This window comes from Streptomyces sp. NPDC012637 (assembly GCF_042954805.1).
Classification (GTDB): domain Bacteria; phylum Actinomycetota; class Actinomycetes; order Streptomycetales; family Streptomycetaceae; genus Streptomyces.
In genome coordinates, this window is the sequence record NZ_JBIBDS010000001.1 from 581,959 (window position 1) to 598,055 (window position 16,097).

Annotated in this window: 13 protein-coding genes; 5 read left to right on the forward strand and 8 right to left on the reverse strand. The window is 74.4% G+C overall.

Annotated features, from left to right (window positions below):
- The first annotated feature begins 131 nt into the window (after window positions 1–131).
- Together ACFY8W_RS02590 and ACFY8W_RS02595 are read left to right on the forward strand one after the other, a co-directional pair.
- Window positions 132–782 carry a CBS domain-containing protein gene (locus tag ACFY8W_RS02590; protein ID WP_391099240.1) on the forward strand — a complete coding sequence of 217 codons (651 nt, stop codon included), beginning with the start codon at window positions 132–134 and terminating at the stop codon, window positions 780–782.
- Entirely contained in the window at window positions 779–1,768 is a 990-nt protein-coding gene (locus ACFY8W_RS02595; protein ID WP_391099243.1) for an Acg family FMN-binding oxidoreductase, read from the forward strand. Before ACFY8W_RS02590 ends, ACFY8W_RS02595 begins: the two co-directional genes overlap by 4 nt.
- Window positions 1,769–1,776: 8 nt before the next feature.
- On the opposite strand, the gene ACFY8W_RS02600 is transcribed toward ACFY8W_RS02595, so the two are convergent.
- Entirely contained in the window at window positions 1,777–4,167 is a 2,391-nt protein-coding gene (locus ACFY8W_RS02600; protein WP_391099246.1) for a glycoside hydrolase family 65 protein, read from the reverse strand.
- Window positions 4,164–4,970: an HAD-IA family hydrolase gene (locus ACFY8W_RS02605; protein ID WP_391099249.1), complete on the reverse strand. Its 807-nt coding sequence runs from the start codon at window positions 4,968–4,970 to the stop codon at window positions 4,164–4,166. Before ACFY8W_RS02605 ends, ACFY8W_RS02600 begins: the two co-directional genes overlap by 4 nt.
- A gap of 182 nt (window positions 4,971–5,152) precedes the next feature.
- Between ACFY8W_RS02605 and ACFY8W_RS02610 the strand changes: the two genes are divergently transcribed.
- Together ACFY8W_RS02610 and ACFY8W_RS02615 are read left to right on the forward strand one after the other, a co-directional pair.
- Entirely contained in the window at window positions 5,153–6,580 is a 1,428-nt protein-coding gene (locus ACFY8W_RS02610; RefSeq protein ID WP_391099251.1) for an MBL fold metallo-hydrolase RNA specificity domain-containing protein, read from the forward strand.
- Between the two features lie 119 nt (window positions 6,581–6,699).
- Window positions 6,700–7,350 (forward strand): CBS domain-containing protein, encoded by a 651-nt coding sequence (locus tag ACFY8W_RS02615; protein ID WP_391099253.1) that lies wholly within the window; start codon window positions 6,700–6,702, stop codon window positions 7,348–7,350.
- 144 nt (window positions 7,351–7,494) lie between these two features.
- Here ACFY8W_RS02615 and ACFY8W_RS02620 read toward each other — a convergent pair whose 3' ends face one another.
- The 4 genes from ACFY8W_RS02620 to ACFY8W_RS02635 all read right to left on the reverse strand — a co-directional run bounded on the left by ACFY8W_RS02620 (window position 7,495) and on the right by ACFY8W_RS02635 (window position 10,331).
- Window positions 7,495–8,085, reverse strand: coding sequence for a hypothetical protein (locus ACFY8W_RS02620; RefSeq protein ID WP_391099255.1), 591 nt, complete (start codon window positions 8,083–8,085; stop codon window positions 7,495–7,497).
- 170 nt (window positions 8,086–8,255) lie between these two features.
- Window positions 8,256–8,759, reverse strand: a complete 504-nt coding sequence (locus ACFY8W_RS02625; protein ID WP_391099257.1) for a flavodoxin domain-containing protein — start codon at window positions 8,757–8,759, stop codon at window positions 8,256–8,258.
- Entirely contained in the window at window positions 8,756–9,214 is a 459-nt protein-coding gene (locus tag ACFY8W_RS02630) for an Hsp20 family protein (RefSeq protein ID WP_391099260.1), read from the reverse strand. Before ACFY8W_RS02630 ends, ACFY8W_RS02625 begins: the two co-directional genes overlap by 4 nt.
- A gap of 217 nt (window positions 9,215–9,431) precedes the next feature.
- On the reverse strand, window positions 9,432–10,331 hold the full coding sequence (locus ACFY8W_RS02635; RefSeq protein WP_391099263.1) for a universal stress protein: 900 nt from the start codon (window positions 10,329–10,331) through the stop codon (window positions 9,432–9,434).
- 391 nt (window positions 10,332–10,722) lie between these two features.
- Here ACFY8W_RS02635 and ACFY8W_RS02640 point away from each other — a divergent pair, with 391 nt between their 5' ends.
- Window positions 10,723–11,565, forward strand: coding sequence for a universal stress protein (locus ACFY8W_RS02640; RefSeq protein ID WP_391099265.1), 843 nt, complete (start codon window positions 10,723–10,725; stop codon window positions 11,563–11,565).
- Window positions 11,566–11,659: 94 nt separating this feature from the next.
- Here the strand turns inward: ACFY8W_RS02640 and fdhF are convergent, their stop codons facing one another.
- A complete protein-coding gene (gene fdhF, locus ACFY8W_RS02645) occupies window positions 11,660–14,353 on the reverse strand; it encodes a formate dehydrogenase subunit alpha (RefSeq protein WP_391099267.1) in 2,694 nt (897 codons plus the stop codon).
- Window positions 14,350–16,044 (reverse strand): NAD(P)H-dependent oxidoreductase subunit E, encoded by a 1,695-nt coding sequence (locus ACFY8W_RS02650; protein WP_391099270.1) that lies wholly within the window; start codon window positions 16,042–16,044, stop codon window positions 14,350–14,352. Before ACFY8W_RS02650 ends, fdhF begins: the two co-directional genes overlap by 4 nt.
- Between the last annotated feature and the right edge of the window lie 53 nt (window positions 16,045–16,097).

Genomic DNA, 16,097 nt, shown 5'->3' on the forward strand with positions numbered 1-16,097 from the left:
GGCGGTGACGAGCCCGTTCGGTCCTGACGGTGGACCATTCGGCCCTCCCCGCTGCCCGAGCGCGCGTCGGAGGGTGGTGACGCGGGACAGTCCACCGTCCGAACCCTCGCCCTCGAACAGGAGGCGCGGCGATGAAGCACATGAAGATCGGCGGTCTCATGACCGGCGACGTGGTCTCCGCCGTACCCGCGACATCGTTCAGGGAGCTCGCGAAGCTGCTCACCGAGCACGAGATCAACGGGGTTCCCGTGGTGGACGAGGACGACCACGTCGTCGGGGTCGTCTCCGCGAGCGACCTCCTGGCCCACCGCGAGCCGACCGCCCGGGACCTGATGACCAGCCCGGCCGTCACGGTCCACGCCGAGGAGACGGTGGCCGACGCGGCACGGCTCATGGTGCGTTGCGGGATCGAGCGCCTGCCCGTGGTCGACGTCGAAGAGCGCCTGGTCGGCATCGTGACCCGCCGTGACCTGCTCTGCGTCTACCTCCGCCCGGACCCGGAGATCCGCCGCCGCATCCGCGAGGACGTCCTCACGGAAGCCATGGACCTGCCGGGGGACGCGGTCGACGTGCACGTCCTGGACGGCGTGGTGACGCTCGCGGGCCGTGTCCGCCGGCGCAGCCAGTCCTCGATGCTGGTGGGACTCGCCGAGCGGGTGGACGGCGTCGTCGCCGTCGTGGACCGGCTGTCCTGCCACGAGGACGACACACGTCCCACCTCCTCCCCGGACTCCGCACGACACCTCCTGGTGGCCCACCGCAGACAGGACGACGAACCGTGACTACCACCGCCCTGACCCGACCGCTCGTGATGTCGCTGATCGAAGACGCCGTCACGGCCCCGTCGATGCACAACGCACAGCCGTGGAAGTTCGTCGCCAGGACGGACACCGGCGTCATCGAGCTGCACGGCGATCCGCGGCGAGGCATGCCGCGCGAGGATCCTGACCACCGTGCCCTCCACCTCGGGTGCGGCGCCGCCCTGTTCGGGCTGCGGGTCGCCGCCGCGCACCGGGGCCGGCATCCCGTGGTCCGGCTGCTGCCCTCTCCCCGCGACCCCTGGCACCTCGCCGACGTGCGGCTCGACGGTCCCGACGAGGCCGACGGCGAACTGGACGCTCTCCACGCCGCCCTGTCCCGCCGGCACACCAGCCGCTTCCCCTTCACCGACGAGCGGATCCCCTCCGAGGTGGTCGACGGGCTCTGTGCCGCCGCGCTTTCGGAGGGCTGCCGCCTGGTCGTCCCCGGGGCCTGGCACGCCGACACCGTCATGGACCTCGTCCACACCTCCGAACGCTTCGAAGCGGCGGACGAGGCCGTCCGCGCGGAGATCGCGGCCTGGACGCGTACCGGCGCGGCGGGGGAAGGCCCCGACACGGAGGGCATCCCCGCGTACGCCTTCGGCCCACGGCAGTACGACGTGACCTCCCCCGTCAGGGACTTCGGCGCTCCCGGGCAGGTGCGCGGACGTGCGTCGGCTCGCTTCGAGAACAGGCCGCAGCTCGCGTTGCTCGGCACGGCCGCGGACACGCCGGAGGAGTGGCTGAAGGCGGGTCAGGCGATGCAGCGCGTCCTCCTGCAGGCCACCCTCGACGGCCTTGCCACGTCCCTCACGTCCCAGCCGCTGGAATGGCCCGAACTGCGTTCCGGCGTACGCGATCCCGGCTCGGCCGTCGGCTTCGTCCACATGGTGATCCGCCTGGGCTACGGCCCCCAGGGGCAGGCCACACCGCGCCGGCCCGTGCCCGAGGTGCTCACCTTCGGCTGAACTCCTGCTCACAGACGGAACCAACGCTCCTGTCCTGGTTCGACGGTGAGCCGCCGGCCGCCGGGGAGCAGGACGGCGAGCGGGCCCTCGGGCGATGCGGGAACCCGGACGGCCAGCCGCCCGGGGAGCATCCGCAGGCGCACGCCTCGGTGACGGCCGCAGCACACGGTGAAGGTGAACCGTGGGATCTCCGCCAGTGCCACCGGAGCCACCCGAAGGCCCTCCGGTCCGGTCTCCAGTCCGGTGATCCCGCGTTCGACGAGGTCGATCGTGCCGGCCATCGCGCCGAGGTGGACGCCCTCGCCGGTCGTGCCGCCCTGGACGTCGGCCACGTCGGCGAGCAGGGCCTCCTCGCAGTACCGCCAGGCGTCGGCGCCCATCTGCCGGGCCAGCACCCATCCGTGGACGAGGCTGCTGAGCGTGGAGCCGTGGCTGGTGCGCCGCAGGTAGTACGAGACGGTCGCGCGCCACACGTCGTCGTCCAGCGCGTGGCCGAGCCGGCCGAAGAGGTCGTACAGCTCGTCGGGCCGGAAGAGGTAGCCGAGCATCAGGGTGTCGGCCTGCTTCGACGCCTGGTAGCGGTTGACCGTGTCGCCCTCGGCCTCCAGGATCCGGTCGAGCCTGCGGATGTCGCCGTAACGGGCCCGGTACGCCTCCCAGTCGAGCTCCGCCAGGTCGCCGTAGCCGGCGAACTGGCTCACCACGCCCTGGTGGAACGGCACGTAGAGGCGACGGGATACGTCCTCCCAGCGGGCGAGTGCGGCGTCGTCCAGGGACAGTTGTTCCGAGAGCTCCGAGCGGCGGGCCCCGGGCAGTCCGCCGAGCAGGTCGAGGCCCCGCGCGAGCACCCAGGCGGCGGTCGCGTTGGTGTAGGCGTTGTCGTCGATGCCCGGGTCCGCGGCACCGGGATAGGCGTCGTGGTACTCGTCGGGTCCCACGACCCCGCGGATGCGGTAGCGGCCGAGCGCCGGGTCGAACGTGGCGGCCCCGGCCCAGAAGCGGGCGACGTCGAGGAGGATCTCCGCCCCGGCGGAGTGGAGGAACCCGCGGTCTCCGGTGGCCTGCGCGTACCGCCAGACGTTGTAGGCGACGGCGGAGCCGACGTGCCGCTGGAGCCGGGAGTGGTCGGCCAGCCAGCGTCCCGAGCGTGGGTTGAGGTGCAGCACCTGCGTCTCCTCCCGCCCTGAACCCGCGCTCTGCCACGGGTACATGGCCCCCTGCCGGCCGGCGAGGCGGGCGGCCTCGCGCGCTGCCGGCAGCCGGCGGTGCCGGTACATGAGCAGCGCCCGGGCCACCTCGGGGAAGTGCAGGTCGAGGTAGGGCAGGACGAAGAGCTCGTCCCAGAAGACGTGCCCCCGGTACGCCTCGCCGTGCAGGCCGCGCGCGGGCACGCCCACGTCGAGCTCCGCCGTGTGCGGGGAGAGCGTCTGCAGCAGGTGGAAGGCGTGCAGCCGCAGGATGCGGCCGGCCTCGCCGGGCACGTGCAGCTCGCCCTGCTCCCAGACGCGCTGCCAGGCCGCCTTCTGGGCCGAGAGCAGCCGGGGGAAGGCCGGCGCGCGGGTGATCGCGTCCTTGGCGGCGGAGAGCGGGTCGGCGGCCGGCCAGTCGACCGAGCTGTGCAGCGCCAGGGTCTTCACGACCATCGCCGAGCGTCGGGGGACGACCGGCAGCCGGTACGTCTGCACGGTGCCGGTCGGCGCGGTCGTCTCCCGCGCGGTTCGGACGGGGCGGGTGACCGTGCGCACGGCCATGGCGATCCCGATGCCCGGGTCGGTCGTGCGGCAGGAGAGCCAGGCGACGCCGTCGGGCGCGAATCCGGTCCGGTGGTCCGTGAGATGACGTCCGTCGAGGTGGCGGTAGCGCTCGACTCCGGCGTTGGTGACGGCACCGTCGAGAACGGACCGCACCTCGATCGAGCCGCTCCAGCCGTAGGCGCGGAACAGGGTGCACTGGGCCGCGAGGCCGGGGTCTCCCAGGTGGACGAGGCGGATGTGGCTGACGCGCAGACCGCGTCCGCGGGCGTCCTCGAAGAACAGGCGCCGGGTGAGGACTCCCGCGCGCAGGTCGAGGTGCACGTCGTAGTGGCGCAGTTCCCCGGCGTCGGGCGTCAGCCAGTCGCCTGCCGGACCGTCGTCCGGCAGGCAGCGGTAGCGCAGGAGCGTCCAGTTCGGAAGGTTGACGAGGTCCTCGTTCTCGACCCGCCGGCCCGCGACGACCGAGGTGAGCCGGTCGTAGCAGCCGGCCAGGTAGGTGCCCGGGTAGTGCGTGGCCCCGGCCGTGCACTCGGGTGCGGAGCCCCGGGTGGCGAACCGCCCGTTGCCGAGCGTGCAGAGCGCTTCCACCAGCCGCTCGCGCTCCGGCTCGTACCGGTCGTAATCCCACGTCCAGCCGGTGGTCATCCGCGCTCGCCCCACACGCCGCGGACCAGTGCCGTCAGGTCGGAGACGACGAGGTCGGCGCCCTGCTCGCGCAGGGAGGCCGTGGTGCGCCGCTGCGGCGTGCGGTCGACGCCGACGACGAGACCGAAGCCGCCGCGCCGCGCCGCCACGACGCCGGCGAGTGCGTCCTCGGCGACCGCGGTCTCCTGCGGCGGGCTGCCGAGGAGGGCGGCGGCCCGCAGGAACAGCGCCGGGTCCGGCTTGCCGGCGAGTCCGAGCCGGGCGGCGTCCTCGCCGTCCACGGTCACGGCGAGGAGACCGGTGAGTCCCGCGGCACGGATCAGTTGCCGGGCGTGCCGCGAGGCGGACACCGCGGCGCACGGCACGCCCGCCGTGCGCAGGGCCGCGAGAGCCGGCCGGGCGTCGGCGAAGGGGGCGACGCCTTCCGTACGGAGCAGATCGGTGAACGCCCGTTCCTTGCATGCGGCGACCGCCCAGACCGTCGCGCGGCCGGGCGGGTCGCCGGGAGTGCCCTCCGGGAGCGCGAGGCCCCGGGCCGCGAGGAAGGCCGCCGCCCCGTCGTAGCGGGGCCTTCCGTCGACGAAGCGGCGGTAGTCGGCGTCGGCGTCGAAGGGCGGCTGTTCCTCGCCCGCCACTGCTTCCAGGCACGCGTCGAACGCGGTCTTCCAGGCCGCCGCGTGCAGGGCGGCGGAGTCGAGGAGCACGCCGTCCGTGTCCAGGACGAGGGCGCGGAGCGAGCGGGGCCCGGGGCGCCGGTCGTCCGCCGGAACACCCCGTGCCGGGCGGTGGTGCGGGCCGGTCATCGGCGCGTCCTACGGTCCGCCGGGCGTGCCCGAGCCCGCGACCCCGCACCCCGCCTCGAGTCCGCCGTGCGCCCGGATGCGTGAGCCGGTCGGCCCTCGGAAGGGGACCGCTCGGGCCTCGGGGCCGGACCGGGCCGGATGCGAGGGTGGAGACAGGTCCCCACCACGAAGGAGGCCCGGCCATGTCCGAGGCAGCCCCGAACGCCGCTCCCGCCCGTCCCCGACCGGCACTCCTCAGCTTCCTGGGCGGGGTGGGTACGGTCACGGGCAGCAAGTTCCTGGTGGAGAGCGACCATGCCCGGATCCTCCTCGACTGCGGTCTCTTCCAGGGTTTCGCGACCTTGCGGCGCCGCAACTGGGAGCGCTTCGCCCGCGACGCCGCCGACGTCGACGCCGTGGTGGTCACCCATGCCCACCTGGACCACTGCGGCTACCTGCCCCGCCTGGTCCGACAGGGATTCCGGGGCCCGATCCTCACCACGGCCGACACCGCCCGGCTCGCCGGGATCGTGCTGCGCGACAGTGCCCGGCTCCAGATGGAGGCCGCCCGGCACGCCGACGAGCACGGCTGGTCCAAGCACCGCCCGGCCAAGCCGCTCTACGACGACTCCGACGTCGAGAAGACGCTGGCCTTCTTCGACCCCGTCCCGGTCGGTGAGCAGGTCGAGATCACGGCCGGCAACCGGCTGGCGCTCCACCACGGCGGGCACATCCTCGGGTCCGCCTGGGCGCACCTCACCCTGGAGGACGGCCACACCCTGGCCGTCTCCGGAGACCTGGGGCGGCCCGGACACCCGCTGCTGCTGCCGCCCGAGCCGTTCTCGGGCGCCCACGTGCTGCTCATGGAGTCGACGTACGGCGACAGGCGCCACGACCAGGAATCCGGCCGGTCCGAGTTCGCGGACGTGATCGCCCGGACCCTGGCCCGCGGCGGCACCGTCGTCGTCCCGGCCTTCGCGATCGACCGCACCGAGGTCGTCCTGCACGAACTGACCCGGCTCCGCGAGACGGGCGTCCTGCCCCGGTCGGTGCCCGTGTACGTGGACAGCCCCATGGCCCTGGCCGCCCTCGACGTCTACCGGGACGCGGTACGCGGGCGCTCCCCCGAGCTGCGGCCCGAGGTCCTCGCCGAGGGAGAGGCCGCGCTGAGCCCCGCGCCGTTCCTGGCCGCGCGCACCGTCCAGGAGTCCATCGAGATCAACGAGGTCGGCGGACCCGCCGTGATCGTCTCCTCGGCCGGCATGGCGACCGGGGGCCGCGTCCTGCACCACCTCCACCGGCTGCTCCCCGACCCGCGCAACGCGGTCGTCGTGGTCGGCTTCGCCGCGGCCGGCACCCGGGCCCGGGACCTGGTGGACGGCGCCCGGACGCTCAAGATGTTCGGTGAGTACGTGCCCGTACGGGCCGAGGTCGCCGACGTCCCCCACTTCTCGGCCCACGCCGACGCGGGCCAGATCATCGACTGGCTGCGCGGCGCCCCTCCCCCGCACACCACCTACCTCGTCCACGGCGAACCGGCCGCGTCCGGGGCGCTGCGCGACCGCATCGACGACGAACTGGGCTGGACGGCCGTCGTGCCCCGCTCCGGGGAGGCCGTCCTGGTCCGCTGAGGCAGGGCCCTTCGGTCCCCCCGGTGTGACCTGCGCGGCCCTCGCGCGCCCGGCCGCCGCGCGGGAGCCTGGGGAGTGAGGGACGGGATCCCTGGCGTTCGCCCGCTGAGGAGAGAACCATGACCACCCAGCCGTTCACCGTCGCCGACGTGATGACCAAGAAGGTCGTCGCCGTTCTGCCCGGCGCGGAGTTCAAGGAGATCGTCGCCACCATGGAGCGGTGGAAGGTGACGGCCGTGCCCGTGGTCGAGGGCGAGGGCCGAGTCGTCGGCGTGGTCTCCGAAGCGGATCTGCTCCTCAAGGAGGAGTTTCACGACCACCGCCTCGGTTTCGTCGAGCAGCTGCGCCACCTGGAGGCCACCGCCAAGGCCGGCTCACGCCGTGCCGGGGACCTGATGACCTCGCCCGCCGTCACCGTCGCCCCCGAGGCCTCACTTCCCCGGGCCGCTCGCCTCATGGCCGCCCATCGCGTCAAGCGGCTGCCGGTCGTCGGCGCCGACGGCACCATCCAGGGGATCGTGAGCCGCTCCGACCTCCTCAAGGTCTTCCTCCGCCCGGACGACGACCTCGCCGCCGAGGTGCGCGACGACGTCGTCGAGCACCTGTTCCCCCTCTCCCGCCACCAGGTCGACGTCCACGTCGACGGCGGGGTCGTGACTTTGTCCGGCGAGGTGCACGACCGCACCCGCATCGCCCTCGCGGAACGCCTGGCGCGAGCCGTCGAAGGCGTGGTGGACGTCCGGTGCGAGCTCACCGCCCAGGCAGCGTGAGGGGAAATGGGCGTGAGGGGGAATGGGAGGGGAAACGCGAGGGGCAAACGGATCATTGGGATCCAGGCAGTGTGACCCAGGCAGTGTGAGGGGGAAACGGCTCGTCGAGATCGGCACTCGTCGAGATCGGCAGGGGCGGCGGGGTCAGTCGTCGGCCCCCGGAGCGTTTCCCCGGCGGAGCCGGCCCGACCACAGGGGTTCGACCTGTTCCCACTCCCGCTCCCAGGCCCCGAGCACGCGGCCTTCGGCCCGTCGCCGTACGAGGGAGAGGGCGCCCTGGCCCGCTGCCCCGGCGGCGCCCGCCACCGCGATGCCGCCCGCGAGGGACACCAGCGCGCGGTCCGCGGCGCTGCCCGGGGGCTGGGCGGGGGTCCCGTCGTCATCCACCCAGATCGTCACGCCACGGCCCTGGGGCGTCCGGGGCGGGACCGGGACGGTCCCGGAGCGCCGGATGTCGTCGGGGTACTCCCAGACCGCGGGTGCGACGGTCTGCGGCTTCCCTCCGTGCCGGGCTGCGAGCGGCGGTTCCTTGGCCGGCCCCGTGGTCGTCGCCTTCACCTGGTGGCGGTGGGCGGCGACGGCGCGGTCCGTGTCGGCCGCGGCTCTCCACAGGACCACGGCGACGACGGCGCCGCAGACCAGGGCGATCGTGAGGACGACGGTCAGGGCGGCGTGCCCGACCCGGTTCCGCCCGGACGGGGTGAGCCCGGGGTCCGACTGCTCGTGCCGGCTCATGCTGAACCTCCGGGTGCTGATCCTCGGGGCTCCCTGCCCGACGCGTCCGCGGCGACGCCCAGCGCGTGGTGCCGAGTTGACGACGTCCAGCGCGTGGTGCCGAGTTGACGACGTTCAGCGCGTGGTGCCGACTTGACGACGACCAGCGCGTGGTGCCGAGTTGACGACGTTCAGCGCGTGGTGCCGAGTTCCGTTCCGATGTGGTGGGCCCACTCCTGGATCCGTGCCGGGTTGCGGAAGTCCCCGCCCTTGCCGTGGCGGACCATGGAACGGCTGACCGGGCCCGGCGTCTCGGCGGTCACGGCACCACCGAAGGTGATGTGCTCCCGTGCGCCCAGCTTCTTCATCCGCCGGGCGACACCGGCGACGGGCGGGATGTCGTGCTGTTCGGCAGAGCTGTCGACGGGGCCGCTGCTGAAGAGATAGACGGGCCGGTGGCGGAGCTGTTCGGCGTTGCGCCGGGCACAGCGGCGTGCCTTGCCGTTCCAGCGCCCGGCGTAGAGGGCTCCGCCGAGTACCACTCCGTCGTAGCCGCTGACGTCGGTGACGGTGTCGGCCGGCAGGACGACCGTGTCCAGGTCGTCGGCCTGGAGCGTCCGGCCGATCTCGTCGGCGATTCCCTTGGTCGCACCGTGCCTGCTGCCGTAGGCGACCAGGACGCGCTTGCGGTTCACGTCTGCTCGCCCCCGCTCGCGGTGTCGGCTCGCTTCACCGGAATGGTCCGTCCGGTCCTGGTCTTCCCGTCCGGCATCGGGATGCGTACGGTGAGGATTCCGTCCGTGTACGACGCCTCGACGTCGTCGGCGGGAATCGTGGCAGGGAGGCGCACGGTCCGGCGGAACGACCCGTACCGGAACTCCGAGTGCTCGGTGTCCTCCGTGCTCTCGCTGTGCTGCGCGCTCACCGTGAGGAGGTTGTCGTCGACGGTGATGCCGATGTCGTCGTCCGGACCCATGCCCGGGAGTTCCGCCCGCAGCACGTACACGCCGTCACCGCGGGTCACCTCCACGGGAATGGAGTGGGCGGCCGTCGCGGGTCGCCATCCGGGCAGCCCCGGGAACTCCCTGCCGAAGAAGTCGTTGAAGTCGGGGAAGCGGCTGTGCCTGCGTTCCACCTTGCCTCCGGCCATCGTTCTGCTCCTCGCGTGCTGGGCCCGGGCGGAGCGCCGTGGGCCCGAGTCGGTGCGGACGGGCGGGCGGATCGGAATTGCTGGGCCCGGTCCGCCCCGTAACCCACTCTTCCGCGCGTGAGCCGCGCGGTGCAGTGTCCAAGGGGGCCGTCCGACGGGGCCGAACGGACCGGGTTCGGAGGGGACCGACCGACCCATGACGCCGCGCCTCCGACGGTCACCAGTCTTCTTCCGGGCTCTCCGGACGCGGCTGCGGCACGACGGCGACCGGACACGAGGAGTGGTGGAGGGCGCGGTGGGCGACCCTGCCGAGCTCCAGGCCGACGAGCCCGGCCCGACGCCGTGCCCCGACCACCAGCAGGTCGGCGGCGGCGGAACGCGCGGTCAGCGCTCGGTGGGCGGCGCCCTCGACCGCGCTTCTGCGCAGGCGCACCTGTGGATGGTCGGAGGCCGCGGCCTCCAGCGCCTTGTCCAGCATCTCGGAGGACCGTTCCGCGAAGGCGGCTCCTCCGTCACCGCTCAGCAGCGGGTGGTCGACCGCTTCGTGGGCCGGCCGGCGCCAGGTGTGGACGACGTCGAGCTCCGCGTCCCGGACGGCCGCCTCCCTGAAGGCGAACCGGACGGCCGGCGAGTCCACGTCGTGCTCTCCGACGCCCAGCAGGACGCGCCCGTGGCGCGCCTGCAGGGCGTGCCGGTCTCCCCGCACGACCACGACCGGGCAGTGGGCCCGGGCGGCCACGACGAGGCCGACGGACCCGAGCAGCAGATCGGCGAACTCACCGCGCCCCCGGGATCCGACGACGAGGATCGTGTCCTCACCTCCCTCTCTCAGCAGCGCCGTGGTCGCGTCCTCGGCGAGGACTTCCGTCGTGAGGGGGAGGCCGGGTGCGCGGCGCCGGGCGCGTTCGGCCGCGGTGGCGACGATGTTCTCGGCGAGGACCTGGCCCGAGGGCCGGTCCGTGCTCCAGTCCGGCACGACTCCCTCGTACCGCTCCCACAGCGAGGCGTGGACGATGCGCAGGGGACGTGCGTGCCGCACCGCTTCGTCGACGGCCCAGTCCACGGCCGTGAGGCTGCCGTCGGACCCGTCGACCCCTACGACCAGGGGCGATTCCATCGTGCCCACCGCCTTTCCGGGGCGTGAGGTGGCCTGGTGCCACGTTCTCATCGGACCGGAGAGGCCGGGTAGGGCCGGTCGGTCCCGGGAGCGGCCCGCCGGAACCTCGTGGGGAGTGCCGCCGGGACACGTGATGGAGAAGGGGCCCATCCGCTTCTCGCGGATCCTGATTGCGCGGTGCGCGGCTCGAAGCCGCTTCTCCGCGTCCCTCTGGTGGCCCCTCCTCACTTTCAGGGAAGCACCCCGTCACCCTCCGCGCCAGGTCTGTCCGGGTCCGGGCGTGCCCCGTTCGGCCCTTGTCGTCCCGTGCCCCGGGGCGCCAGCCTCTCAGCAACGGACTCGGCGCGCGGGAGTACCGGAAGCCGGCCGTGGAACGAGGAGGTGGACGGTCATGACGCGGAGCATCGTGGTCGGCCTGGACGGCACGGAACAGGCGGAGGCAGCCGCGGAATGGGCGGCCGAAGAGGCGCAGCTGCGCGGCACCGGCGTGCACCTGGTGTACGCGAAGGAACCGGTGTCGTCCGCGGCGCAGGCGTCGGAGGACGAGTGGGCCGAGGAGATGGTGGCGCGCGCCGCCGCCCGCCTGCGCGAGCGCCGTCCCGGGCTGTCGGTGACCACCCGCCTGCTGCCCGCCGGTCCCGTGCCGGGCCTCGTCGCCGCGGCCGAGGAGGGCGAGCTGCTCGTCCTCGGCTCTCGGGCGCTCGGCAGCGTGGCCGGCTATCTGCTCGGCTCGGTCGGCCTGTCGGTCGCCGGCGCGGTCGAACGGCCCGTCGTGCTGGTGCGGGCCGGCAGCGGGGCGGGCGCCCCGAGCGGTCCCGTCGTGGTCGGGACCGACGTACGGCAGCCCGTGGACGACGTGCTGGGTTTCGCCTTCGAGGAGGCCGGCCGGCGCGGCTCCGAGCTCCGCGTCGTGTACGCCGAGCAGCTCCCGGTGTTCGCCGGACTGGGCCCCGCCATGGTCCCGGACATCCGCCCCGCCGTGGCTCCGGAGATCGAGCGTTCGCTGGAAGAGCTGCTGGAGCCCTGGCGCGCGAAGCACCCCGGCGTCGCGGCCACCGCCCGCGTGGTGGTCGGATCGGCCGGCGTCGAGCTGGTCGAGGCCGCCCGGAACGCCGCGCTCGTGGTGATCGGCAGGCGTACGCGGAATTCGGTACTGGGGGCGCGCATCGGCAGCGTGGCCCACGCGGTGCTGCACCACAGCCCCGTGCCCGTGGCCCTCGTGCCCCACGCCTGAGCCGGTACCGACACCGGTGCCGGTGCCGGTCCCGGTGCCAGTGCCAGTATCGATGCCGGTGCCGGTATCGATGGCGACGGCGGGGCCGGGCCCCTCAGCCGCCGTGCACCGTCGGCCGCAGCCTCACCGCCGTGACCTTGTACTCCGGACACGAGGTCACGGTGTCGGCGTGCTCCGAGGTCAGGGAGTTGACTCCGCTGGCCGGGAAGTGGAACGCGCAGAACACCTGCCCCGGAGCGAGGTCCGTGCCGACGCGGGCGACGAGTCGTGCCTGCCCGTGGCGGCTCTCGACGGTGACCGGGGTGCCGTCCCGGACCCCGAACCGGGCGGCGTCCTCCGGGTTGAGGTCCAGGCGGTCGTTCGCGTCGAGGAGGAGGTTGCCGCCGCGACGGGTCATGCTTCCGGAGTTGTAGTGGGCCCAGCGGCGCCCCGTGACGAGCACCAGCGGGTAGTCCCGGTCCGGCTCCTCACCGGGCGGCAGGTAAGGGGCCGCCGACAGATGGGCGCGTCCGTCGGGCGTGGCGAACTCCTCCGCGTACAGGGTGGCCTCGCCCGGCCGGTCCGGTGCGGGGCAGGGCCAGGGCACCGCCCCCTCCCGGTCGAGCCGCTCGTGCGAGAGCCCCGCGAAGAGCGGTGACACCCGACCGCACTCCGCGAGGGCCGCTGCCGGAGTAGGGCACCCCAGGTCCGCACCGAGGGCATCGGCGACGGCGTGCACCGCCTCGAAGTCGGAGCGCGCCGTGCCCGGCGGAGTCACCGCGGGCCGTACGCGCTGGAAGCGGCGATCGAAGTTGACGAAGGTCCCGTCCTTCTCCAGCCACGAGGCCACGGGCAGGACGACGTCGGCGTGCCGGGCGGTCTCGCCGAGGAAGAGCTCGTTGACCACGACGAGCGGGCAGGCGTCCAGGGCTTCGGCGACGCGCCGGCTGTCGGGGTCGGTCGCGCACACGTCCTCGCCGATGATCCACAGCGCCCGCAGTCCGCCCTCCCGGGCCGCTGCGAACATCTCGGGGATGCGCAGTCCCGGTGCCGGCGGCACGGGCCGGCCCCACACCGCCTCGGCCCGGCCGCGGGCCGCCGGGTCGGTGACGCGGCCGTAGCCGGGGAGCAGGTCGGGCAGGGCTCCCATGTCGGACGCGCCCTGCACGTTGTTCTGGCCGCGCAGGGGGCTGATGCCGAACCCGCGGCCGGTGCCGCCGACGGCGCCGCGCAGGATGGGGAGGTTCGCCAGGGTGCGTACGCCGTCGGTGCCGTGCAGGTGCTCGGTGACGCCGAGTCCGTACAGGACGGCGGGGCGCTCGGCCCCGCCGTAGAGCCGGGCGGCCTTCCTGATGTCGTCGGCCGGCACTCCGGTGATCCCGGCGACCCGCTCGGGGGTGTAGTCCGCGAGCAGTTCGGTGAGTGCGTCCAGTCCGGTGGCGCGGTCGCGGAGGAAGTCCGGGTCGGTCATGCCCTCGTCGACGAGGACGTGGGCGAGGCCGTGGAAGAGGGCGACGTTGGTGCCGGGGCGGGGGCGCAGGTGCAGGTCGGCGTGGCGGGCGAGTCCGACGGTCCGGGGGTCGGCGACGATCAGGGCGGCGCCTGCCAGTGCGCGCCGGAGGAGACGGGCGCCGACGACTGGGTGGGCTTCGACGGGATTGGCGCCGACGACCAGGAGGCAGTCGGCGGTCTCGACGTCGTCGAAGGGGTCGGTGCCGCCGGCGCGTCCGAAGGAGGCGGTGAGGCCGGCGGCGGAGGGGGCGTGGCAGAGGCGGGAGCAGTTGTCGACGTTGTTGGTGCCGATGACGGTCCGCAGGAACTTCTGTACGAGGTAGTTCTCCTCGTTGGTGGCGCGGGCCGAGGAGATCGCGGCGACCGCGTCGGGGCCGCCGTCACGGACGGCCGCGCGCAGGCCTTCGGCGATCCGTGCCACGGCCTCCGCCCAGCTCGCGGCCCGCAGGACGCCGTTCTCACGGAGCAGGGGCTCGGTGAGCCGCTCGGCGGAGCCGAGGTACCCGTACGCGAAGCGGCCCTTGACGCAGGCGTGGCCCCGGTTGACCGGCCCGTCCCTGGCGGGGAGCACCGCGGCGACGCGGTCGTCGTGGACGACGACGTCGAGGGTGCAGCCGACCCCGCAGTAGCCGCAGGTGGTGCGCACGCGGTCGGCGGGTGTCCGTCGTGAGGTGATGCCCTGGCCGGGTCCGGGCTGGGTGATCGCCCCCGTGGGGCAGGTGTCGACGCAGCCGCCGCAGGACACGCAGTCGGATGCGGCCCAGGCGCCGCCGGTGCCCGGGGCGACGACCGTGTCGGCACCGCGCCCGGTGAGGGTGAGCGCGAACGTGCCCTGGACGTCGGAGCACATCCGCACGCAGCGGCCGCAGGCGATGCACAGGTCGCGGTCGAGGTGGACGTACGGGTGGCTCTCGTCCCGGCCGCGCGTGATGTCACCGGCGGCCGTGTCCGCCGGGATACCCAAGGTCCGGCACGCCTCGGCCAGTTCACTGTGCGCGGTGTCGGCGAGTGCGTGCGGCGGGAGCGCCGAGGCGATCAGGGCGACCGCGTCCCGGCGCAGGTTCCGCAGGCCCTCGTCGGCGGTGTCGACGGTGAGGTCCGGAGCGGCGGGTGTGACGCAGGCGGCAACGGTCCGGCCGTCGGCGCGGACGAGGCAGGTCCGGCAGGAGCCGGCCGGCCGGAGCCGGTCGTCGTGGCAGAGGGCGGGCAGGTCGGTTCCCGTGGCACGCACGGCGTCGAGCAGCGAGGCCCCGGCGGGCAGTTCGACCGGAACGCCGTCGACCTGGAGCCGGGTCATCGGTCCCATCCTTCCAGGGCCGGCCCGTAGGCGCGGGCGAGGCTGCGGACGGCGGCGGGGACACGGCGGCCGAAGGCGCAGAGGCTCGCCTCGCCCATCAGCCGTGCCAGTTGCCCGTAGGACTCCCCCGGCCCGTCCCGGTGCCGCGCGAGTCCGAGCCCTCGCCGGGTGCCGACCCGGCAGGGCGAACAGGCTCCGCAGCTTTCGTCGGCGGCGAACTCCCAGATGTGTCGCAGGAGTTCGTACGGATCGGTGTCGGCGTCAAAGGCGACCGTGCCGCCGTGGCCGAGGGCGGCGCCGTGCGCGGCGAGTGCCGCCGTGGTGAGCGGGACGTCGAGGGCGGTCCCGGCGAGGAAGCCGCCGAGGGGCCCGCCGATCTGGAGGGCCACGAGCTCGCGCCCGTCCTTGAGGCCACCGCCGAACCGGGTGACGATCTCGCCGACGGGAGTGCCGAGTTCGACCTCGTACGCCCCGGGCCGGGCGAAGCGTTCGGACAGGCACACCAGTTTGGTGCCGGTCTCGTCCGGCACGCCGCGTCGGGCGTAGGACGCTCCGCCGTGGGCGACGATCCAGGGTACGGCTGCCAGCGTCTCCACGTTGTTGACCACGGTCGGCCTGTCCCACAGGCCGTGGTCCGTGGGGTAGGGCGGCCGGGGGCGCGCGCAGCCGCGAGCGCCTTCGAGGCGGGCGATGAGGGCGGTCTCCTCGCCGGAGACGTAGGAACCCGCTCCTTCGACGACCTCGACGAACGGCCGCGGCCCGGCTGCCCCGGCCGAGGGAGCCAGGTCGCCCGCCTCCGTCGCGCGTTCCACCGCCCTGCGCAGCCGGGCCATGGCTCCCGGGTACTCGGAGCGCACCAGGACCATCCCGCGCCGGGCGCCGCAGGCGAAGCAGGCCAGGGCGAGTCCCGCGAGGACGCGCTCGGGGTCCTCCTCCATGAGCAGCCGGTCGGCGTACGAGCCCGGGTCGCCCTCGTCCCCGTTGGCGACGACGACCGCTCCCGGCTTCCCCGCCGCCGCGGCCCACTTGTCGGCCACCGGGAAACCGGCGCCGCCCCGCCCGCGGAGTCCGGAGGCGGCGGTCTCCTGCCGTACGTCGTCGGGCCGCAGTCCGGACACCGCCCGGCGCCACACGTCCCAGGCCTCCTGCCCACCCACGATCCCGGCGAGCAGGACGGGCGCCCCGGTGGTGTCGGCCGCGGGGATGGCCGGCGCGCGCGGTCCGGTCCGCCCGCGGAGCTGGGCGGCCAGGTCGGGGCCCGTACGGGGCAGGGTGCCGTCGAGTGCGGCGGGGCCCGCGTAGCAGTAGCCGAGGCAGTGCACGGTCTGCAGCGAGGTCGTGCCCGCCTCGTCGGCCGTGCCCGCCGTCACCCCGAGCGCCCGTTCGACCTCCGCCAGATGCCGTCCGCCCCGCGCGGCGAAGCACGCCGTCGCGGTGCAGACCCGCACGTGCCGCTCGCCGCGCGGGGCGGCGAGATCGGCGAAGAAGGTGGCGGGGCCGAGCCCCGCGGCGGCCGGCAGACCGGCTGCCGCCGCGACCTGGGGCGCCCACGCCCCGGGCTCTTCGGCGGTGCTCGCCCTGGCCCGCTCCAGGGCGGCCGGCAGCAGCCCTCCGCGCCCTCCGTGTCGTGCGGACAGCTCACGGAGCGCGTCGGGGCGTCGGCCCGGTTCCCCGGGCGTCCGACCGGCCATGCTCCCAGGGTGACGGGCCGGGCTCGCGCCTGCATCCCGGCCGGTCACGGGCC

What these genes read in the sequence shown, in the direction of transcription:
- ACFY8W_RS02650 (WP_391099270.1), bottom strand. Translation starts at nt 16,044, where the DNA reads ATGGCCGGTCGGACGCCCGGGGAACCGGGCCGACGCCCCGACGCGCTC.
- ACFY8W_RS02640 (WP_391099265.1), top strand. Translation starts at nt 10,723, where the DNA reads ATGACGCGGAGCATCGTGGTCGGCCTGGACGGCACGGAACAGGCGGAG.
- ACFY8W_RS02615 (WP_391099253.1), top strand. Translation starts at nt 6,700, where the DNA reads ATGACCACCCAGCCGTTCACCGTCGCCGACGTGATGACCAAGAAGGTC.
- ACFY8W_RS02630 (WP_391099260.1), bottom strand. Translation starts at nt 9,214, where the DNA reads ATGGCCGGAGGCAAGGTGGAACGCAGGCACAGCCGCTTCCCCGACTTC.
- ACFY8W_RS02610 (WP_391099251.1), top strand. Translation starts at nt 5,153, where the DNA reads ATGTCCGAGGCAGCCCCGAACGCCGCTCCCGCCCGTCCCCGACCGGCA.
- ACFY8W_RS02635 (WP_391099263.1), bottom strand. Translation starts at nt 10,331, where the DNA reads ATGGAATCGCCCCTGGTCGTAGGGGTCGACGGGTCCGACGGCAGCCTC.
- ACFY8W_RS02620 (WP_391099255.1), bottom strand. Translation starts at nt 8,085, where the DNA reads ATGAGCCGGCACGAGCAGTCGGACCCCGGGCTCACCCCGTCCGGGCGG.
- ACFY8W_RS02590 (WP_391099240.1), top strand. Translation starts at nt 132, where the DNA reads ATGAAGCACATGAAGATCGGCGGTCTCATGACCGGCGACGTGGTCTCC.
- fdhF (WP_391099267.1), bottom strand. Translation starts at nt 14,353, where the DNA reads ATGACCCGGCTCCAGGTCGACGGCGTTCCGGTCGAACTGCCCGCCGGG.
- ACFY8W_RS02605 (WP_391099249.1), bottom strand. Translation starts at nt 4,970, where the DNA reads ATGACCGGCCCGCACCACCGCCCGGCACGGGGTGTTCCGGCGGACGAC.
- ACFY8W_RS02600 (WP_391099246.1), bottom strand. Translation starts at nt 4,167, where the DNA reads ATGACCACCGGCTGGACGTGGGATTACGACCGGTACGAGCCGGAGCGC.